The sequence below is a fragment of the Allobosea sp. GW822-FHT05A11 genome, assembly GCF_058800455.1.
This window is the reverse complement of sequence record NZ_JBXAMI010000006.1, coordinates 219,641-239,929: the sequence shown is the minus strand read 5'-3', so window position 1 is coordinate 239,929 and position 20,289 is coordinate 219,641. Positions and strand designations below refer to the sequence as shown.

The window sequence follows — 20,289 nt, the reverse complement described above, 5'->3', positions numbered from 1 at the left end:
CGGCGCGAATGGGCTCATCCGTCGTGGAGGGTGGCGTCGGCTTCGCTGTCTTCTCGCGTCATGGCACCCGCGTCCTCGTCTCCATCTTCGACGAGGCCGGCGAGACCGAGCTGGCCCAGTTGCCGCTGCCGTGCCGTGTCGGGGATATCCACCACGGACTGCTGGAAGGAGCGGGCGCCGGGCTGCGCTACGGCCTGCGCGTCGAGGGGCCCTGGCAACCCGAGCGCGGCCACCGGTTCGACCCGGCGAAACTGCTCGTCGACCCCTATGCGACGCTGATCGACCGTCCGTTCCGCTGGGATCCGGAACTGGCCCGCCATGGTGCTGAAACAGCGGCGCTGGTGCCGCGCGGCGTCGTGCAGCCCCTCCTCCCCCGCCGTGAAGAACGGATTGACACGCCACCACCCGCCTTCATCTACGAGCTCGGCGTCCGCTCCTTTAGCATGCGACACCCGGCCGTGGCCCCAGCCCTGCGGGGAACCCTCGCCGCTTTGCGTGAGCCGGCCGTCATCGCCCATCTGCAAAGGCTCGGCGTCAGCCATGTCGAGTTGATGCCGGTTGCCGCCTGGATGGACGAACGCCACCTGCCGCCGCTCGGGCTCGCCAATGCCTGGGGCTACAACCCGGTCAACTTCTTCGCGCTCGATCCGCGGCTTGCGCCCGGTGGGCCCGCTGACCTCGCCGCCTTGTGTGCGGATTATGCGAAGGCCGGCATCGGCGTGATCCTCGACATCGTCCTGAACCATACCGCCGAAAGCGATGAATTCGGCGCCACGATCAGCCTGCGGGGCCTCGACAACGCCGTCTATTACCGCCATGCTGCGGACGATCCCGGCCGTCTCGTCAACGACACCGGCTGCGGCCACACGCTGGCGCTCGACAAGGCTCCGGTCGTGCGCCTGGCGATGGACGCCATGCGGCACTGGCTGCGCCTCGGCGTCGCCGGTTTCCGCTTCGATCTCGGGACGGTGATGGGGCGCACAGAGACCGGCTTCACACCCGACGCGCCGCTTTTCGGCGCCATCCTGCAGGATCCGGAACTCGCGCGCGCCATCCTGATTGCCGAGCCCTGGGATGTCGGTCCCGGCGGCTATCGCCTCGGTGAATTCCCCGCTCCCTTCGCCGAATGGAACGGCCGTTACCGCGACGACGTCCGCCGCTTCTGGCGCGGGGACACTGGTACAGCCGGCGCTCTCGCGACGCGACTAGCCGGCTCCTCCGACCTTTTCGCCGGCAGCCATCGCGGCCCGCGCGCCAGCATCAACTTCATCGCCGCCCATGACGGCTTCACGCTGCGCGATCTCGTCTCCTACGAGCGCAAGCACAACGAGGCGAATGGCGAGGAGAACCGGGACGGCGAGAACGACAATCATAGCTGGAGCAGCCGCGCCGAAGGCCCGTCCCGCGACCCGGGCGTCGAAGCCGCACGCAACCGCGACATCTATTCCCTGCTTGCGACGCTCTTCCTGTCGCGCGGCGTTCCGATGCTGACGGCGGGCGACGAATTCGGGCGGACTCAGCTCGGCAACAATAATGCCTACGCCCAGGACAATCCGATCTCCTGGCTGGATTGGGAACGAGCCGACGACGAGCGCGTGGCCTTCGTCGCGTCGCTTGCAGCGCTGCGTCGCGGCCACCCGCTTCTGGCGGCCGACGGATTCTTGACCGGCAAAGGCGAGCCGCCCGACGCCGTCTGGCTGAAGCCTGATGCGACGGCGATCGCCGATCAGGAATGGCCGGGCCTCGATGCGTTCTGCCTGCTCCTCAACGGCAGCGACGAGAGCCTGCTCATCGCCGTCAACCGAAGCCGCGAAACAGTGCCCTTGACGCTTCCGGCCGGGCGATGGGAGCGGCTGTTCATCTCCGACGATGCTTTGGAGACCGTGCTTTCCGCCCGCAGCGTCGCGCTATGGAAAGCCTGATCACATCAGCACGATCAGGGACCGCGGCGAGAGCGATATCTCCTGGTCGGCCTTCAGCCCCTTCCGGCCTTCGTCGGAATTCGGTCCGGTCTCCGTATCCAGCACGACCGACCACGAGCCCGTCTTCACCCGCGGGGGGACCTTGAAGACGACCTCGCCATCGAAGGCGTTGAACAGGATCAGGGCCTCGTCGCCGCCCGCCTCCACATCCGGCACATGCATCAGCAGGCCGATCGCCAGCACGCCGGGATCGTCCCAATGCTCCTCCAGCTGTTCGCCGCCGGCCGGGTTGACCCAACGCAGCAGGCAGCCATCCCGGAACGATGCGCGCCGGAAGATCGGATGCTCGGTCCGTAAGGCGATCACCCGGCTGACGAAGCCGGCGAGGGCCTCGTCGCGGCGCGTGATCTCGCCCCAGCGCATCCAGGCTGTGTCGTTGTCCTGGGCGTAGACATTGTTGTTGCCGCGGTTGGAATGACCATATTCGTCGCCCGCGAGCAGCATCGGCGTGCCGTGAGAGAGAAGCAACGTCGCCAGGAGATTGCGCTTCTGGCGCTCTCTGACAGCGATGATGCCTTCATCCTCGGTCGGCCCTTCGACGCCATGGTTGAACGAGAGATTGTGACCGTGGCCGTCCTGATTGTCCTCGCCGTTCGCCTCGTTGTGCTTGTCGTTGTAGGAAACGAGATCGGCCAGGGTGAAGCCGTCATGGGCGGTGATGAAGTTCACGCTGGCCCAGGGCCGGCGCCCGCGCTGGTCGTAGACGTCGCCTGATCCGGTGATGCGCGCCGCGAGATCGCGGATGATCCCCTCCTCGCCTTTCCAGTAGGCGCGGATCGTGTCGCGATACTTGTCGTTCCACTCCGCCCAGCCGGGCGGGAAGCCGCCGACCTGATAGCCGCCGGGACCGATATCCCAGGGTTCGCCGACGAGCTTGACCTTGCGCAGCACCGGGTCCTGCCCCATCGCGTCGAAGAAGCCGCCGCGCGGATCGAAGCCGTGCGGCTCCCGCCCGAGGATGGTGCCGAGATCGAAGCGGAAGCCGTCCACCTCCATCACCTCGGTCCAGTACCGCAAGGAATCCATCACCATCTGCAGGACGCGCGGATGCGAGGTGTTGACCGTGTTCCCGGTGCCGGTGTCGTTAATGTAGTAGCGCGGCTCTCCGGGCATCGTCCGGTAATAGGAGAAGTTGTCGATCCCCTTGAACGACAGCGTGGGGCCGAGCTCGTTGCCCTCGGCCGTGTGGTTGTAGACGACGTCCAGCACCACTTCGAGCCCGGCATCGTGGAAGCGGCGGACCATGTCGCGGAACGAGGAGAGGCCGGCCCGACCGAGATAGCGCTGCATCGGCGCGAAAAAGCCGATCGTGTTGTAGCCCCAGTAGTTGGACAGGCCCTTGGCGACGAGATGATGGTCGTCGAGATAGGCATGCACCGGCAGGAGCTCGACCGTGGTGATGCCCAGGCTCTTGATGTAGTCGATCACTGCGGAATCGGCGAGACCGTCGAAGGTACCGCGGCATTTCTCGGGCACCGTCGGATGCAGTTGCGTGAAGCCGCGGACATGGATCTCGTAGAAGACGGTCCGGTCCCAGCCGATCCCGGGGGCGGACGGGCGCTGCGGATCGGCCTGCCAGTCGACCACGACGCATTTAGGCATATAGGGCGCGCTGTCGAGTTCGCTGAAGCTCAGATCGCGGTCCTCCCCGGCGCCGAGCTCGTAGCCGTAATGCGCCTCATTCCAGTCGACGGCCCCGGAAAACTCGCGCGCATAGGGATCGAGCAGGAGTTTGTTCGGATTGAAGCGGTGCCCCTCCTCGGGGGCGAAACGACCATGAACGCGATAGCCGTAGCGCTGCCCCGCCCCCACGCCCGGCAGGTAGCCATGGAAGATCTCGTCGGTGTATTCCGGCAGCGTGATGCGCGCGGTTTCCGTCTGCCCCGCCTCGTCGAAAAGGCAGAGTTCCACGCGTTCGGCATGGGCCGAGAACAGGGAAAAGTTGGTCCCGTCGCCATCGAACACGGCGCCGAGCTCGGAAGCCCGGCCGGGCCTGATCTCAAAACCCGTCATGTCGCACTCCCGCCATGTCACAGTACCTTCGCGTCGAGCGTGCAGAAGGGAGGATCATCGCCGCAGGACGCTCCCCATCTTCGCCGCGATGGCAGCAACGTGGTGGTGCAAAAGCGGTTCCGGATCGCTGGCCCCGTTCTTGCCTAAATATTTCGCCGCGCTGCCGGAACCTGCCTCGCGGCGGCCTGTTGTGCTTCGCGGATGCCGAGGGCGTGACAATGACAGATGTGCTTAAGCTGGCCGAGATCGGAGGCGCGCCTGCGACGTCCGGCCACGCGTTGCATTACGCGCCCGCTGTCAAGGACGACATTGCCGACCGCCCCTCTCCGATCGCAGCCACCACGAAATTACTCTTCGTCACCTCCGAGATGGGCGACTTCATCAAGGCCGGCGGTCTCGGCGAGGTCTCGACCGCTTTGCCCCGGCAATTGCGGAAGTTCTGCGAGGTGCGCGTCCTGCTGCCCGGCTTCCGGCAGGTCCGCAAGGCGAGACCGGCGATGGATGTCGTCCGGCAGATGCCGCGCGTCGCCGGCCTGCCGCCATGGTCGCTCGGCCGCTTCACCACAAGTGACGGCCTGATCGTCTATACCGTCCTCTGCGATGAGCTCTATGACCGTGACGGCTCGCCCTATGGCCCGTTCGGCGGGGGCGATTTCGGCGACAACGACATCCGCTTCGGACGGCTATCCCTCGCCGCCGCGGAGATCGCCGCCGGCGAGGCCGACCCGAACTGGAAGCCCGATGTCGTCCATGTGAACGACTGGCCCTCCGCCCTTGCACCCGGTTACATGCGCTGGAAGGGCCTCGCGACCCCGTCGATCCTGACGATCCACAACCTGGCCTATCAGGGGCTCTACCACCCGCAGCGCATGCGACTTCTGGGCATCCCGGACCTCGCCTTCAACATCAACGGCGCCGAATTTCACGGCAAGATTTCGTTCCTGAAGAGCGGGATCTATTACGGCTCGCATGTCACCACCGTCAGCGAGACCTATGCCAAAGAGATCACCACCGCCGAACACGGCTGCGGCCTCGACGGCCTTCTCAAGACGCGGATGCACGAAGGCCGGCTGACCGGGATCGTCAACGGCATCGACGACAGCTGGAATGCGCTGATCGATGGCGGGCGCACCGGCGACCACATCATCCGGCAATGGAAGCGGCGCAACGCCGCGGAAATCCGCCGGACCTTCGAGCTGCCGGACTCGCGCGGCCCGCTGTTCTCGATCGTCTCCCGTCTGGTCCATCAGAAGGGCATCGATCTTTCGCTGGAGGCGGCCGAAACGATCGTGGCCCAGGGTGGCCAGCTCGTCGTGACCGGACGCGGCGAGCCGCGCATCGAGGAGGCCGTCGAGAAGCTGGCGAAGCGCTATCCCCGCGCCGTCGCCGCGCGGATCGGCTTCGACGATGGCGAGGCGCGGCGCCTGTTCGCGGCCAGCGATTTCCTGCTGATGCCGTCGCGCTTCGAGCCCTGCGGCCTCAGCCAGATGTATGCGCAGCGCTCCGGCGCCCTGCCGATCGCCTACCGGACCGGCGGACTTGTCGATACAATCGAAGACGGGCTGTCCGGATTCCTGTTCTCCAGTCTCACGGGAGCGGGCTTGACCGGGGCGGTCGCCCGCGCGCTGGAAGCCTTCCGCTCGAAGCGAGCCTTCCGGCAGATGCGGGACCACGCCATGGCCAAGCGCTTCGACTGGCGCCGCCCGAGCTTCCGCTATGCGGATGTCTATGCTCGCGCCCTCGTCGCCTGATCATGGCGCTCAGGCGATACGCGGCATGTCCGGCGTGGTCGCCGATGCCGGGCTCAAAACTTAGCCTTCGGCGCGGATTTGCTGGCGCCCGCATTGCCGGTCGCAGCCTTCTTAGCCGGGGCGGTCGCTTTCGGCTGGTCGTTCGCGGCCGCGGATACCTTGCCCTTGGTCGGCTTCGCCGCCTTGGCGGGTTGACCGGTGCTCGCAGCGACCCGCTCTTCGGCCAGTCGCCAGTGTTCGGCATCGCGGCCTTCGGGCTTACCCTCGGCCTCCCAGATCGCATAGGCGGTATCGCGGACGATATGTTCCCGGCTCATCATCTGTCTCCTCGAAAGGCGGCTGAAACGCGGTGGATGAACGGCAGCAGGAGTGGTTGGTTCCGCCGACCGCCCCCTCCTTTCGGCGAGGGTGTGGTTGCGGAACGGAGACCTCTTCTGCTGCGTTGCATCATCGCCGATTCCACCTCCCGGGCGGAACACCTCTCGTCTTTCGGATAAGCCCTTTTATGCGCCAGTCTGCACCGTCTCTGCCTGCCCTGGCTCAACACGATCGGGTGTTGCTGGAGGAAGGGCGCCATCCCGACCCCTTCGCCATCCTGGGTCGCCACACCTTCACCGGTGGCAGCTTCGTGCGGGCCTTCCTGCCCGGCTGCAACTACGCCGAACTCGTCACCGGAGAGGGCGAGGAACGCAGCGCGGTGCCGATGATCACGCAAGGTGACGGCGTCTTCCAGGTATCCGCCCCGACGGAAGGCTCCTACCGGCTGCGCATTTCCTGGCCCGACGGCATCGTCGAGGCGGCCGATCCCTACGCCTTCGGCCTGTCACTGTCGGAGGACGATATCTATCTCTTTGCCGAGGGGCGCCATTTCGACCTCTCGACACGGCTCGGAGCCAATCTGTGGTCTTTCGACGGCGTCGAGGGCGTGCTCTTCGCCGTCTGGGCACCGAATGCCGCGCAGGTCGCGGTCGTTGGCGATTTCAACAGCTGGGATGCCCGCCGCCACCCGATGCGACGCCGGCTCGGGGCCGGCATCTGGGAGCTGTTCATCCCCGGCATCGGCCCGGGCGCCGTCTATAAATATGCGATCACCGCACAGAATGGCGAAAAGCTGCCTTGGAAGGCCGATCCGCTCGGACGCCGGCACGAGGAGCCGCCGCGGACCGGCTCCATCGTCGCCGCTGCGCCGGATTTCAGCTGGAGCGATGCCGCGTGGCTGGAAAGGCGCGAGCATGCGAACCCGATAGCGGAGCCACTCGCCATCTACGAGGTTCATGTCGGCTCCTGGCTCAGGACCGAATGGGGCCGGATGGGCGATTGGGACGAGGCCTGCGACAGGCTGATCCCCTATCTTGAGCATATGGGCTTCAGCCATGTCGAGCTCTTGCCGATCACAGAGCATCCCTTCGGAGGCTCATGGGGCTATCAGCCGCTCGGCCTCTTCGCGCCCACGGCAAGACTGGGCCCGCCCGAGGCCTTCGCCAGATTCGTGGATCGCTGCCATGCGGCCGGTATCGGCGTGATCCTGGACTGGGTGCCTGCCCATTTCCCCTCGGACGAGCACGGGCTCGCGCGCTTCGACGGCACGGCCCTCTACGAGCATGAGGATCCCCGCCAGGGCTTCCACCGCGACTGGAACACGCTGATCTACAATGTCGGCCGTCGCGAGGTTCGCGGCTTCTTGATCGCCTCGGCGCTCTGGTGGCTGGAGACCTTCCATCTCGACGGACTGCGCGTCGATGCGGTCGCGTCCATGCTTTATCGCGACTACAGCCGCGAGCCCGGCGAATGGGTGCCGAACCATCTCGGCGGTCGCGAGAATTTTGAGGCGATCTCCTTCTTCCAGGAGCTCAACACGCTCGTCGGCGCGCGCGGACGCGGCGCCATCACCATCGCCGAGGAATCGACGGCTTGGCCCGGCGTCACAGCGCCGGTCCATCATGGTGGACTCGGCTTCCACTTCAAATGGAACATGGGCTGGATGCACGACACCTTGCGCTATTTCGCACGGGATCCGATCCATCGCGGCCATCACGGCGACGACGTCACCTTCGGGTTGATCTACGCCTTTTCCGAGAATTTCGTGCTGCCGATCTCTCATGACGAAGTGGTTCACGGCAAAGGCTCGCTCATCTCCCGCATGCCCGGCGACGACTGGCAGCGTTTCGCCAACCTTCGGCTGTGCCTCTCCTTGATGTGGACCCATCCGGGCAAGAAGCTCCTCTTCATGGGCTGCGAGTTCGGCCAGGAGGAGGAATGGAATGTCGATGCGCCCTTCCCCTGGCCTTCGGACGATGACGGCCGCCGCCGCGGGGCGATGCAATTGATGCGCGACCTTAATGCGCTCTATCGCGGTCACCCCAGCCTGCATCGTCTCGACCATGGCGCCGAGGGTTTCGGCTGGATGATTGCGGATGACCATGCCAATGCCGTCTTCGCCTTCACGCGCTCGGCAGGCGATGGAAGGCCGCCGCTCGTCGTGGTCGCCAACATGACGCCCGTGCCGCGCCATGACTACCGCGTCGGCGTCGCCGCCACAGGGCGCTGGGTGGAACGTCTCAACAGCGATGCGGAAAGTTATGGGGGCTCGGGCCTCGGTAATGGCGGGCAAGCCGCGACCGAGGCCGTCGCCTCCCATGGGCAGGCGCAGTCCCTGTCGTTGACCCTGCCGCCGCTCGCGCTTCTCGTGCTGGAGCATGCGGGGGCGGACGAATGAGCGACGACCTGCTGCGCCAGCTCGCCACCCGCGCCGGCATCGCCCCCGAATGGACCGACCAGACCGGCACGGTGCGACAGGTCTCGCCCGACAGTCTGCGCGCGATCCTGCGCGCACTCGGCCTGCCCGGCGACACGGTCGAGAGCTTGCGCAATTCCCTCGCCGGGGTGGAAGCGGTTCCGCTCACAGGCCCGTCGCCCCTTCTGACCGCGCGGGTCGGGCAGCCGGTCGAGCTGCCCGTCGCCGCCGGGGGCGGCGACAGCGATATCGAAGCGGTTCTGGAGAACGGAACGCGCCGCATTCTCTGCGCGGAGCGAACGGGAGACCGCCTCTTTCTGCCTTCCTTCGACGAGCCCGGCTACCACACCCTTCGGATCGGTGGCGCGGCCGTCACGCTTGCAGTCGCCCCGGCACGCTGCATCACCTTTTCCGATCTGTCAGGAGGCCGGACTGGCTGGGGCCTTGCCGCGCAGATCTATTCGCTACGCAGCGCCGATGATGGCGGCATCGGCAACTTCGCGGGCGTGGCCGCATTGGGCCGGGCCGCCGCCGGCCTGGCGGCGGACGCTCTGGCGATCAGCCCGGTCCATGCGCTCTACGGAGCGCTGCCCGCCCAGTTCAGCCCCTATTCGCCTTCGACACGGCTCTTCTACAATCCGCTGCACGCCGACCCGGCCGTGGCGTTTTCGAGCGACCTGATCCGCAGCATCGCCGCGCAGGCAGGCCTTGCCGAGGAGATGGAACGGCTATCGCGGCTCGACCAGATCGACTGGCTTGCGTCGACGCCGCTGCGGCAGCGCTTCCTGCGCGCCCTCTTCGATGCCTTGGGCCAGACTGGAGAGAGCCGCAGCCCCTTCAAGCGTCATGCCGCAGAAGCCTCGCCCCTGCTGCGCTCCCATGCGATCTTCGAGGTGCTGCACGCGGCCGAGCTCGCGCGCGACCCGACCTTGCGATCCTGGCGGAACTGGCAGCACGGCTATCGCGATCCGGACAGCCCGCAGGTTGCCGCTTTCGCCGAAGCCCATGCCGGCGACGTCCGCTATCAGCTCTTCCTGCAATGGCTGACGAGCCTGTCCTATGGCGCCGCGCAGCGCGCCTGCCGGGAGGCCGGCATGACGGTCGGCCTCATCGCCGATCTTGCCATCGGCATGGACGGTGCCGGTAGCCATGCCTGGAGCCGGCAGGAAGAAATCCTGCACGGGCTGAGCATCGGTGCGCCGCCGGACTATTATGCTGCCGATGGCCAGAACTGGGCGCTGACGACCTTCTCGCCGCGTGGCCTCGCGGCCAGCGGCTATTCCCCTTTCATCGAGACGCTGCGGGCGAGCCTGCGTCATGTCGGGGGCATCCGCATTGACCATGTCATGGGCATGAACCGTCTCTGGCTCATTCCGGACGGGGCCGGCGCGCTCGACGGGGCCTATGTCAGCTTCCCCTCCGAGACGCTGTTCCGCCTGATCGCGCTGGAATCCTGGCGCCATCGCGCCATCGTCATCGGCGAAGACCTGGGCACCCTTCCCTATGGCTTCCGCGACGACCTGCGCGAGCAAGGTGTGGCGGGCCTGCGCGTCCTGCGTTTCGAGCGGACCCAGCACGGCTATGTCCGCCCCTGGGATTGGGACCGCGATGCGGTGGCGCTGACCAGCACCCATGACTTGGTACCCGTCGCCGGCTGGTGGGCGGGCTCCGACCTCGACGCCCCCGCCGATACGCGCGAGGCCCAGGATGTCAGGGCCTGGGACCGCGGCGTGCTCTGGGGCGCGTTCAAGGATGCCGGCCTCGCTGAAGGCGAACGCCCGGCGCCCGAGGATACGGATCCTGTGGTCGATGCGGCGATCCGCTATGTCGCGGCGACGCCCTGCACGCTCAAGATCGTGCCGATCGAGGATGCGGTTGGCCTGCACGTGCAGCCCAATGTCCCCGGCACGACCTTCGAAAAGCCGAACTGGCGGCACCGGCTTGCCGGCGATGCCGCTCATGCACTCGATGGCGAACATCTCTACGAACGGTTGGCGCCGCTGGGTGCCAGACCGTCGCGCTGATGGCTCAGGCGTGCGCGTGCCTGTCGGCGCCGGATGATCGCCGGGCGATGTCCGGCGTTTCGGTCACGCAGCGATAATGCGCGATGGCGTCGCGCAGAGCGGCGCTTTCGATCTCGTCGGCCGATCCGGGCGTACAGGAGCCCAGAACCTTCAGACGCGATTGCGCTCGCAGCATGTCGACCGGAGAGCGGATCGGGGCAACTTGCATGGCTCACCTCCGGCGGCTGAACGCTCGTCGGAGCGCCAGGTTCCGCTCCATGCAGGCGGTTTTCGGGGCCGTTTTCCGAAACCTTCGCCGCGGCGGATCGGAGGCGAAACCCAAGGGCTCGAAGGCGCGTTGGAAGGAGGGCGGCGGTCCCGGATCGGCCGGCGGAAACGGGGGTATTGTGACGCAGGCACATCCGGTGCGGGCCACCTATCGGCTCCAGTTCCACAAGGGCTTTCCCTTCGCGAGCGGGGCTGCACTTGCCGGCTATCTCGGCCGGCTCGGGGTCAGCCATGTCTATTCCTCGCCGATCCTGGCCGCTCGTGCCGACTCCCTGCACGGCTACGACCTGATCAGCTATGACGCGGTCAACCCGGAGCTTGGCGGGCTCGACGGCTTCCACGCCATGGCCCGGGCGTTCCGGGCCGAGGGATTGGGGATCATACTCGATATCGTGCCAAACCATGTCGCCGTCGGCGGCGACGACAATGCGATGTGGCTCGACCTGCTCAAGAACGGGCGCAGCAGCCGCTACGCCGGTTGGTTCGATATCGATTTCGAGGAGGCGGACCCGTTGCTCGGCGGGCGCATCCACACGCCTTTTCTTGGCGAGCCTTTCGCCGAAGCGCTCGAAGCCGGTAAACTCGCGCTGGTCGAGGACCCGGAGCGTCGCGGCTTCGCTATACGCTATGGCGAGCACCTCTTTCCGATCCGACCGGAAGACGATGCGGAGCTTCGCGGTGCCTTCGAGGAAACGCAGAGCGATTCCGAAGCCCTGCGCGCCTTGATCGAGCGCCAGCATTTCCATCTCGACTACTGGCGCAATGCCGGCGACCGGCTGAACTGGCGCCGCTTCTTCGATATCACCCAGCTTGCCGGCATGCGGATGGAGCGGCCGGACGCCTTCGACGCAGCCCATCGCATCACCTTCTCGCTCTACGAGGAAGGCTGGATCGACGGGCTCAGGATCGATCATGTCGATGGACTGTCCGATCCGGCCGGTTACTGCGCGACCCTACGGGCCCGGCTCGCGGCGCTGGCGCCCCGTCGCCCGGACTGGGCCGCACCGGGCCCAGCCTGGATCGTGGTCGAAAAGATCCTGGCTTCCGGCGAAGTCCTGCCCGCCGATTGGAAAGCCGATGGGACGACGGGCTACGACTTCATGGACCAAGCCAGCGCGGTCCTCCATGCCGAGGATGACGAGAACCGGCTCGGCCTGTTCTGGTCGGAGCTCAGCGGCCGGCCCGCCAGCTTCGCCGACGAGGAGCTTACGGCACGTCGCGAGGTGCTCGAACATGCTTTCGACGGACAGCTGGAGGCGATCACCGGCCGCCTGATGACGCTGGCGCAAGCTGCCGGCCGCGAGGCGGACATCCCGCGGGGCGCCATGAAACGAGCCGTCGCGGCCATCGCCTGCAACATACACTGCTACCGGACCTACCTCACCGGCGCCTCCGCCCCGGAGGATCCCGGCCTCGGCTTCGACGACGCCGTGGCCGCGGCGCGCGCGCAACCTCAGGCGGAGCTGCTCGCGATCGATTTCGTGGTGGCCGTCATGACCGGAGCGGAAGCCGCGCTGGAGCAGAGCGCGCGGCGCGCGGTGATCCGCCGCTTCAACCAGCTCACCTCGCCGCTTGCCGCGCGCAGCGTCGAGGATACCGCGTTCTATCGCTATGGCCGCCTGCTCTCGCGCAACGATGTCGGCTTCGATGCGGCACGGTTTGCGATGTCCGGATCAAATTTCCACCAGGCCATGGCCGAGCGGGCGCGTCTCCAGCCGCAAGCCATGCTCGCCTTGTCGACGCATGATCACAAGCGCGGAGCCGATGTTCGCGCCCGCCTCGCGACGATTAGCCGAGATCCGCAATCCTGGACGGACGAGGTGCAAAGATGGTTCGCGATCAACGACGGGATCAGGCCCGAAGGGCTGGATCGCGGGGACGAATACATGCTCTACCAGATGCTAATCGGCACCTGGCCGCAGGAGGGTGAGACCGCCGATTACGTCGATCGCATCGGCGGCTGGTGGCGCAAGGCCCTGCGCGAGGCGAAGCTACGCACCGGCTGGGCCGCCCCGAACGAGGCCTATGAGCAGCTGTCGGAGGATTTCCTGCGCGCCTTGGTTGATCGGCAGGGCAACCGACACTTCTACGATGCACTGGAGCAATTTCTCGCGCATATCGGACCGGCCAGCGCCCTGAACGGCCTGACGCAGGTCATCCTTCAATGCACCGTTCCCGGCATCCCGGATATCTATCAGGGCTGCGAGTTCTGGGACTTGAGCATGGTCGATCCCGACAACCGCCGCCCGGTCGATTTCGCAGCGCGTCAGGCAGCGCTGCTGCGAGGTGAAGACGAAAATCACCTTCGGGACGGTTGGAAGAGGGGGTTTATAAAGCAGGGCATCCTGCGGCGGCTCCTCACCACGCGGCGCGATCATTCACGGCTTTTCCTGCACGGCCGCTATCGTGCCCTTTCGGCGCAAGGCCCTCGAGCCGGGAATTTGATCGCCTTCTCCCGCGAGACCGAAAAGGAGGTACTTGCGGTGGTCGTACCGATCGGTTGTCCGGCTGGCATCGACGACGGGCTTTCCCTGCGAGCGGAATGGTGGGCCGATACGACGGTGGTGTTGCCTGCCGTATCCGGAGGTTGGCAGCCGCTCGTGGGGGCAACGGCGTCAGGCGGGAACATCACGCTTGCGGATGGGAGCCTCGGCTGTCGGGTCCTCCTCGGCAATCGCTGAGCTTTCGCACCCTATGAGAGGAAAGCGCGGAACGACCTCGCGCCGATGAGCAGGCCGTCCGGCTTCTGTTCCGCCTCGCCCAGAGCGAATATCTCCGCGCCTGCAGGCAGCCTGTCGGCGACTGCTTCATCACCGAAATTCGCCAGAAGCGTCAGCGTCCCATCGCTGAGCTTCCAGCTTGCCCGAACGGCGGACGAGCCGAGAGCGATGGCGTCCCTGCTGCGACACGTATCGATATGAGGAATTATCCGCTCGCGCCGCAATGCGATGAGACAGCGATAGAGCGCGCACCACTCAGCGCCGTCCTCACCTGCGTCCGGCCTGCTTGCATTAAAGGTCTCGGCTGCATTCGGGTCGAACAGTCTCGTCTCGCCGCCGGCATGGGCGTGCGCGAATTCGCGCGCCCGCCCTTCCCTGACCGCCTGGGCCAACTCCTCGTGGTGATCGGTGAAATACAAGAACGGGGTGCGGCTACCGAACTCCTCACCCATGAAGAGCAGTGGAATCTGCGGGTTAAGCAACAGGAGCGCGACGGCGACGCGAACCGCAGCAGGATCGGCCAATGCCAGAAGGCGGTCGCCGAACAGGCGGTTGCCGATCTGGTCGTGGTTTTGCAGGCAGTTGACGAAACGGGTCGGCGCCAGGTCCACACTGCGCCGGCCGCGGGGCTCGCCACTGAAGGACGCGATCTCGCCTTGGAACGCAAAGCCCTCTGCCAGCACTCTCGCGAGATGGCGAACCGGCTCGTCGGCGAAGCTGCCATAATAGTTCGTGGCCTCGCCCGTCAGCAAAACATGGACGGCGTGGTGGAAATCGTCGTTCCATTGCGCGTCGAACCGCGACAGCAGGCGGGAATCGTTGGCGTCGTTCTCGACAACCAACTGGATGTGGCGGTCGGCCGGGACCGCGCTGCGGACCTCCCGCTCGAAATCCAGCAGGAAATCTGTCGAGGAAATCGCGTGAACGGCGTCGAGCCGCAAACCGTCGAACCGGTACTCGACAAGCCATTGTACCGCGCAAGCGATGAAATACGCCCGCACGTCGGGCCGGTCGAAATCGATCGCCGCGCCCCATGGCGTGTGACTTCCGGCGCGGAAGAAATGCGGCGCATAAGCGTGCAGGTAGCACCCATCCGGGCCGAAATGGTTGAATACCACGTCGAGATGGATGGCAAGGCCAAGCTCATGCGCTCGGTCCACCAGCCGCTTCAAGTCGTCAGGCGATCCATAAGCTGCGGCCGGCGCGAAGGGGAGGACGCCGTCATATCCCCATGAGCGCTCGCCGGGAAAATCGGCAATCGGCATGAGCTCGACAGCCGTGATGCCGAGTTCGGCCAGGCGGCGCAGTTCGTGCTCTATTCCCGCGAAGCCCCCAGCAAGGCCGGGATGAATTTCGTAAAGGACGGTCTCGCGCCATGGTCTGCCGCGCCAGTTCGCGCAGCGCCAGGAATAGGTATCGGGGTCGGTCAGGACGCTCCAGCCATGGACCCCGCCGTCCTGACGGCGCGAGGCGGGATCGGGAAAGACCAGTCCTTCGGGAGAGCGATAGCGATACCTCGTACCACACGCTAGGTCGCCCCGATGCTCAAACCAACCGTTTCCGATCGCGACCATTGGAACGGTTCGTCCGTCGTCGTCCATCTCAATCAGGACCTCCGAAAGCGCGGGCGCCCATAATCTGAATATCGAGGCCGAACCCGTTCGCCATGCCCCGAAGCGGAAACGCTTCCAATCCCCGCGCGAGATTTCGCTCATCGGCGTTCGTGATACAGGGCGTTTATCGAAGCTGGCAGTCATGGCTGTTCGCGTCTATCGATCAGTTTGGCTAGGCTTTGACGCTGCGGTTGGCTTGGTAGTGGCGCCGGCGATGAATTAGGCGCTGCTCCGGGAGATCGACATCATCGCGCAGGCTCCGGAGCGAGCGCGTTCGAAGTCATTGCTTTCCGCAGGCCGTAATTTCCTCGTCGGTGAGCTGACGCCCGGCGACCCACATGGACTCGACACGACCAGCCTCAAGGTCCTCTGCGATCCCGCGCAGCGCCGTTGCCAGGTAGGGATATTCCATCCGGTAGGTCGCCATGAGCTCGCCCCCGACCTTCACTTTATGCCGGATCATCACGACGACCTCGCCATCCTCGATGTCGTTCATTCGTCCTCGCAGCGAGTGAGCATCTTGCCGGACGGCAGCATGAAGTAGCCCTCGTCCTCGTAGTGCATAGGCGTGCCATCTTCGAGCGTGTATGACGTCAGCGACAGACCCGGCCACTCGCGCCAGACGACGACCTTGTAGGGGTTGCCTTGCTCGTCACGACAGTGCTCCGTGTGGAGCGCCCGCCGCACCTGCGTCGGCCGCTTGTTCGGTCCATCGGATTTCCAGATTGCGACCAAGAGCGCCTCGCGAATTAACCTCCGCAGATCAACGACAGCCCATGAGTGCTGGTTCCCAGTTCGTCCGGCTCGGGCTACTCGGCGATCGCTTGCAGGGCCTTTTCCATATTGAATGCGGCAGCCTCGCCGGCCGCGGTCACAACGGCGAACGATCTCGCAATCCGCGCATAATTTCCACCTGGCCGACGCTTTCTCTCGCTGATCACGGTTACGCCGACGGCCGCTACCGGAGATGCACCAGCCACTCCACAATAGCGCCGGTAGATATCCAAAGCATCGGATCGCTCGGGATCACTCAGCAGTGAGCCGATCGGGGTGCTTTCTCGCAGTCCACTGAAATAGGCTTTCGCTGCCGTGAGGGGCCTGAGTTCCCGACCGCTCAACAGCCTGATGCATTTCGACATAGCAGCTCGTCTTTATTCCTCGCAGGCAAAGCGGCGCCGTCGGGCTCGCCAAGCTTTCACAGCCGCGAGAGAAACCTATGCGGAGAGCGGATCAGCGACGAGGGGCTGACGGCCCTTCGCGCCCTTTCTGACTGCCGTCGCCACGAAGGCGCGATACTCCGACCAGGTCGCCAGACGGCGGGAGCAGCCGCCGCAAAACACATCGCTGGTGGGCCGTAGGTCCGAGGGCACGGCGATGCTAGGCGAGCCGCAACTATCGCACCGAAATGCGTCCGCACCCATAACGCCTGTCCTGACGAACTGCACCGCCGCTGCAAACTTCGCGGGCGAGCGATGGTTCCGCTGCGCCGGCCGGAACCTCCGCACACGGCGCTCCGTTGCTCCGGGACAGCTCAGGAAGGAAATCCAGCGATGATGTTCGTCGAGCAAATTAAGGAAGGCCAGCGCGTGATCGGATCCGATGGAGGTCACGTCGGAACCGTCGACGCTCTGAGCGGCCAGCTGATCAAACTCAAGAAGAATGACCCCGAGTCGGGCGGCGCTCACCACTACATCGACCTGGGGCTCGTCATCGGCATCGAGGGGGGCACGATCAAGCTGATCGTCCCAGCCGCTGAGGCTAAAGAGCGATGGTCCGAGGCGGCTGACTGATGGACAGACGCCATTTCGTGGCAGGCGCAGGCGCTGCAATTGTCGCTGGCCCGGCTCACGCGAGCATCGCGGTCGATCGCTTCGGTCCGAGGGGGCTCGGGCGCACCGTCATCCTTCTCTATGGCTCGGATGGTTTGACCAATAGTGGTCGATATGAGTTCGCCGCGGATATGATCGCCGCTGCCGGCTACACCGTCTGGCTACCTCGGTATTTCGAGGCCACCGGTGATCGCCGAGCCCGCTATGGTGAAATAAAAACCAAGTTTCCGATCTGGCTCGAAGCGATCGAGGCCATCAAGGTCGAAAGGCATGATCGGTTCGCCGTTGTCGGCTTCTCGCTCGGCGGAGCGTTGGCTTTGGCATTCGCCGCTCGCGACAGCAGGATCAAGGCCGTCGTCGACTTCTTCGGTTTCCTCCCTGCTGGATTAGAGAGGGCATCATTGCCACCGACGCTCATCCTCCATGGGGATGCCGACCGCGTCGTTCCGGTATCGAACGCAGTCGCGATCGAGAAGCTGATCAAGGGCAATGGAGGCCACGTCCAGAGCCACATTTATCCAGGCGAAGGACACGGGCTCTCCGTCGGAAGCTGGCCCGACGCGATATCGAGGACGCAGGCGTTTTTACGGGAATACCTGTGACAGGCTTGTGTGGGAGCGCTGGTGGTGAGGACAGGCGCCGTTGAAGATCGCAACCTACAACGTCAACGGCATCAACGGGCGCCTGCCGGTTCTCCTGCGCTGGCTCAAGCAGGACGGGCCGGACGTGGTCTGTTTGCAGGAGCTGAAATGTTCCGACGCCCGATTTCCAGAGCGGGAACTGCAGCAGGCGGGGTATGAGGCAGTTTGGCAGGGTCAGAAGAGCTGGAACGGTGTCGCCATCCTTGCAAAGCGAGGCAGCCCGCTGGTCCTGACGCGCCGGAGGCTGCCCGGAGACCCCGACGATAGCCACAGCCGGTACATCGAGGCCGCGGCGCACGGGATACTCATCGGCTGCATCTATCTCCCCAACGGAAATCCGGCTCCGGGTCCCAAGTTCGAATACAAGCTTCGCTGGTTCGAGCGGCTGCAAAGCTACGCCGACGAGCTGCTATCGCTCGAGGTGCCGGTAGCGCTTGTTGGTGACTTCAATGTCATGCCCACGAAACTCGATGTCTATGCGCCCGAGCGGTGGAGGGAGGACGCTCTGTTCCGCCCCGAGGTGAGGAAGGCGTACGCCAACCTCCTGGAACAGGGTTGGGTCGACGCCGTCAGGCAGCTCCATCCCGAGGAGCGAATCTACACGTTCTGGAAGTACTGGCGGAACTCGTTCGAACGCGACGCTGGACTGCGGATCGACCACTTCCTGTTGAGCCCCGCGCTGGCCGATACGCTCAAGCGCGCCGAGGTTCGGCGTTCGCCGCGCGGCTGGGAGCACACCAGCGACCACGCTCCAGTGATGATTGAGCTCTAGTGCCCCGGGCCCCGGAGAGCTCGTTCGTTTGGGAGACAGCCGGCTGGCAGGCATGTCCTGCTTCCTGCCGCGGCACTGGTGGCGACCCAGCGCAAGGCCTGGGTCACCAAGTTCGACCGCCGCTCGCCGCACGACACCGCGCGGCTCGACGAGGTGCCCGTCGTCGGTTCGCGCGCCCACTGACAAGCCGCGAGATCCGTCGCGAGCCGGACGGGATCGCACCGAAGGGAACACGACCTTAGCCCGCCCGTTCGATCTCCATCGAAAGCGGTCAACAGGCTGGAGGATACCATGGGCGAGCTCACACTCAGCGACATCGCAGAGAAGATGAAGGACATCGATTTCTGCATGCTCACGACCGTGACGGAGGGCGGCAAGCTTTCCAGCCGGCCCATGAGCAACAACCGCGATGTCGAGTACGATGGGGATTCCTGGTTCTTCGCGTATGATGATGCGCGGTTCATCCAGGACATCCAAACCACTGATCAGGTCGGCCTTACCTTCTCGGGCAACAAGAGCCTGCTCGGCAAGCCAGGCATCTTCATCGGCATCGAGGGCAAGGCCAGCTTGACCAAAGACCGGGGCGCTCTCGAAGAGCACTGGGTCGACGATATGGAGCGCTGGTTCCCGCAGGGCATTGAGACCCCGGGCATCGTCCTGGTTCAGGTTCACGCGTCGCGCGTGCACTACTGGGACGGCGAAGATGAGGGAGAGGTCGCGGTCTGACCGCTTCCGCCCAGCGCGGCGAGGTTGCGGCCCCTCAGCCGCCGTGCCCGAATCCCCCCAGCCTTCGGTTTTGCCGGCGCCAAGGGTCAGAGCGTCGCTGCGTCGAGGCCGACCCGGGCGATCGAACCGCGGTAAGCAAGCCTGAGCCGAGCATCATGTGAAGCGCACCGCAATGCATCTGGCCGAGTGGCCTCTTCCTTCGTCCGTCACCTTGGGATCGTCGGTTCGCGCCAAGGGGATCGAACGCGAAATCAAGCGTCGACTGCCTTGGGCATGGAGGAAATGCCTGAAGGTCGAAGCCGGCAAGGTGACACTCGATGCGCCGGGCGCCGACGCGGCGGAATTCGACGCGCTTTCAGCAATCGTCGGCGAGACATTGGCCGGCATCGCTGCGTTGCCTGTCCTCCCGAGCGAAGCTGAGGACATTCTAGCCATCTCTTCTCGCCAGCGCCACAAATGGCTCGACGACGGTCGCCTTCAGAGTGCGGGGACCAAAACGGTCAAGCTGCGTGGCCGCGCCAAGGCCGTCACATTCCACGTATTCGATCCTCGCTTCATTGAGCATGTCCTTGACAGCGGACTGACAGAGATCTGGCGGGAAGAGGATATCGCCGCGGCAGCGGAGAACAGGCGGCGCGCCGCGGGAAAGGCGGCCCAGACCCGCCCGGGCAAACGGCCTGACAAAGCGCAGAAGGCCGTGAGCAGCTCGAACGACGAAGTCCCGCCGGACCTAGCCGGCTGGGATGAATTCGATGCTGAGGGACTGCTTCGCTAGCGCTCCCGTGGCGGCGCGAGGAGCGACGGCGATCACACTTCGAATGAGCAGCCAGCTCGCGGTTTCAATCAGCCAAAGGTGTTTCGATACGGAGCTGGTTGATTTCCCTGGTCGGCATAGAGTGCGACCCGAGCGGATGTTCGATCGGCGGATCCACCGCCACCGCGGTCGCGCACACCTTGAGGGGAATTGCGGCCGCCCGGAGGACAGGAACCTCGGCCTCGCCTTGAGGCGCGGCTGCGTGGGCGAACGAGTTCCAGCCCATCGAGAAAGCGGCGAGAAGAAGAAGCGATTTCATGCGGAGACCTCGAAGGCTGGACGGATCACAACCGGCCGCCTCAGTCAGAGTTCCCCTCGCCCGTCAGCAGCATCCGCCGCGGCTCGAAAATTCGTTGGCGGGCTCTGGGAACCAGCGTTTTCCAGCAGCGTTCATGCGCTCAAA

At 65.3% G+C, this 20,289-nt stretch carries 19 protein-coding genes; 11 read left to right on the top strand and 8 right to left on the bottom strand.

What is annotated here, in order from left to right:
• Window positions 1–8: 8 nt before the first annotated feature.
• Window positions 9–1,922, top strand: a complete 1,914-nt coding sequence (gene glgX, locus AC1RLU_RS20825) for a glycogen debranching protein GlgX (RefSeq protein WP_492797957.1) — start codon at window positions 9–11, stop codon at window positions 1,920–1,922.
• Here glgX (AC1RLU_RS20825) and glgX (AC1RLU_RS20820) read toward each other — a convergent pair whose 3' ends face one another.
• Window positions 1,923–3,995, bottom strand: coding sequence for a glycogen debranching protein GlgX (gene glgX, locus AC1RLU_RS20820; protein WP_492797956.1), 2,073 nt, complete (start codon window positions 3,993–3,995; stop codon window positions 1,923–1,925).
• Window positions 3,996–4,213: 218 nt separating this feature from the next.
• On the opposite strand from glgX (AC1RLU_RS20820), the gene glgA reads away from it, so the two are divergent.
• Window positions 4,214–5,746: a glycogen synthase GlgA gene (gene glgA / locus AC1RLU_RS20815; RefSeq protein WP_492797955.1), complete on the top strand. Its 1,533-nt coding sequence runs from the start codon at window positions 4,214–4,216 to the stop codon at window positions 5,744–5,746.
• Between the two features lie 53 nt (window positions 5,747–5,799).
• On the opposite strand, the gene AC1RLU_RS20810 is transcribed toward glgA, so the two are convergent.
• Complete coding sequence (locus AC1RLU_RS20810) at window positions 5,800–6,063, bottom strand: DUF2934 domain-containing protein (RefSeq protein ID WP_492797954.1); 264 nt, start codon at window positions 6,061–6,063, stop codon at window positions 5,800–5,802.
• Between the two features lie 188 nt (window positions 6,064–6,251).
• Between AC1RLU_RS20810 and glgB the strand changes: the two genes are divergently transcribed.
• Window positions 6,252–8,462: a 1,4-alpha-glucan branching protein GlgB gene (gene glgB, locus AC1RLU_RS20805; protein ID WP_492797953.1), complete on the top strand. Its 2,211-nt coding sequence runs from the start codon at window positions 6,252–6,254 to the stop codon at window positions 8,460–8,462.
• Entirely contained in the window at window positions 8,459–10,504 is a 2,046-nt protein-coding gene (malQ, locus tag AC1RLU_RS20800; RefSeq protein WP_492797952.1) for a 4-alpha-glucanotransferase, read from the top strand. Before glgB ends, malQ begins: the two co-directional genes overlap by 4 nt.
• A gap of 4 nt (window positions 10,505–10,508) precedes the next feature.
• On the opposite strand, the gene AC1RLU_RS20795 is transcribed toward malQ, so the two are convergent.
• Window positions 10,509–10,712, bottom strand: a complete 204-nt coding sequence (locus tag AC1RLU_RS20795) for a hypothetical protein (RefSeq protein ID WP_492797951.1) — start codon at window positions 10,710–10,712, stop codon at window positions 10,509–10,511.
• A gap of 178 nt (window positions 10,713–10,890) precedes the next feature.
• On the opposite strand from AC1RLU_RS20795, the gene treY reads away from it, so the two are divergent.
• Window positions 10,891–13,452, top strand: a complete 2,562-nt coding sequence (treY, locus tag AC1RLU_RS20790) for a malto-oligosyltrehalose synthase (protein WP_492797950.1) — start codon at window positions 10,891–10,893, stop codon at window positions 13,450–13,452.
• Window positions 13,453–13,463: 11 nt separating this feature from the next.
• Here the strand turns inward: treY and treZ are convergent, their stop codons facing one another.
• The 4 genes from treZ to AC1RLU_RS20770 form a co-directional block, all read right to left on the bottom strand.
• Window positions 13,464–15,206 carry a malto-oligosyltrehalose trehalohydrolase gene (treZ, locus tag AC1RLU_RS20785; RefSeq protein ID WP_492797949.1) on the bottom strand — a complete coding sequence of 581 codons (1,743 nt, stop codon included), beginning with the start codon at window positions 15,204–15,206 and terminating at the stop codon, window positions 13,464–13,466.
• A 178-nt stretch (window positions 15,207–15,384) separates the two neighbouring features.
• Window positions 15,385–15,600, bottom strand: a complete 216-nt coding sequence (locus AC1RLU_RS20780) for a hypothetical protein (protein ID WP_492797948.1) — start codon at window positions 15,598–15,600, stop codon at window positions 15,385–15,387.
• On the bottom strand, window positions 15,597–15,839 hold the full coding sequence (locus tag AC1RLU_RS20775) for a hypothetical protein (protein ID WP_492797947.1): 243 nt from the start codon (window positions 15,837–15,839) through the stop codon (window positions 15,597–15,599). The genes AC1RLU_RS20780 and AC1RLU_RS20775 overlap by 4 nt, the downstream gene beginning before the upstream one ends.
• Before the next feature lie 74 nt (window positions 15,840–15,913).
• Complete coding sequence (locus AC1RLU_RS20770; RefSeq protein WP_492797945.1) at window positions 15,914–16,243, bottom strand: hypothetical protein; 330 nt, start codon at window positions 16,241–16,243, stop codon at window positions 15,914–15,916.
• A 411-nt stretch (window positions 16,244–16,654) separates the two neighbouring features.
• On the opposite strand from AC1RLU_RS20770, the gene AC1RLU_RS20765 reads away from it, so the two are divergent.
• The 6 genes from AC1RLU_RS20765 (at window position 16,655) to AC1RLU_RS20740 (ending at window position 19,847) form a co-directional block, all read left to right on the top strand.
• Window positions 16,655–16,894 carry a DUF2171 domain-containing protein gene (locus AC1RLU_RS20765; protein ID WP_492797943.1) on the top strand — a complete coding sequence of 80 codons (240 nt, stop codon included), beginning with the start codon at window positions 16,655–16,657 and terminating at the stop codon, window positions 16,892–16,894.
• Window positions 16,894–17,535 (top strand): dienelactone hydrolase family protein, encoded by a 642-nt coding sequence (locus AC1RLU_RS20760; RefSeq protein ID WP_492797941.1) that lies wholly within the window; start codon window positions 16,894–16,896, stop codon window positions 17,533–17,535. Before AC1RLU_RS20765 ends, AC1RLU_RS20760 begins: the two co-directional genes overlap by 1 nt.
• Before the next feature lie 40 nt (window positions 17,536–17,575).
• Entirely contained in the window at window positions 17,576–18,346 is a 771-nt protein-coding gene (gene xth / locus AC1RLU_RS20755; protein ID WP_492797939.1) for an exodeoxyribonuclease III, read from the top strand.
• Window positions 18,347–18,403: 57 nt separating this feature from the next.
• A complete protein-coding gene (locus AC1RLU_RS20750; RefSeq protein WP_492798219.1) occupies window positions 18,404–18,529 on the top strand; it encodes a DUF4113 domain-containing protein in 126 nt (41 codons plus the stop codon).
• Between the two features lie 108 nt (window positions 18,530–18,637).
• Window positions 18,638–19,072 carry a pyridoxamine 5'-phosphate oxidase family protein gene (locus AC1RLU_RS20745; RefSeq protein ID WP_492797938.1) on the top strand — a complete coding sequence of 145 codons (435 nt, stop codon included), beginning with the start codon at window positions 18,638–18,640 and terminating at the stop codon, window positions 19,070–19,072.
• Between the two features lie 172 nt (window positions 19,073–19,244).
• Entirely contained in the window at window positions 19,245–19,847 is a 603-nt protein-coding gene (locus AC1RLU_RS20740) for a hypothetical protein (protein WP_492798218.1), read from the top strand.
• 64 nt (window positions 19,848–19,911) lie between these two features.
• On the opposite strand, the gene AC1RLU_RS20735 is transcribed toward AC1RLU_RS20740, so the two are convergent.
• Complete coding sequence (locus AC1RLU_RS20735) at window positions 19,912–20,145, bottom strand: hypothetical protein (RefSeq protein WP_492797937.1); 234 nt, start codon at window positions 20,143–20,145, stop codon at window positions 19,912–19,914.
• Window positions 20,146–20,289: the final 144 nt, after the last annotated feature.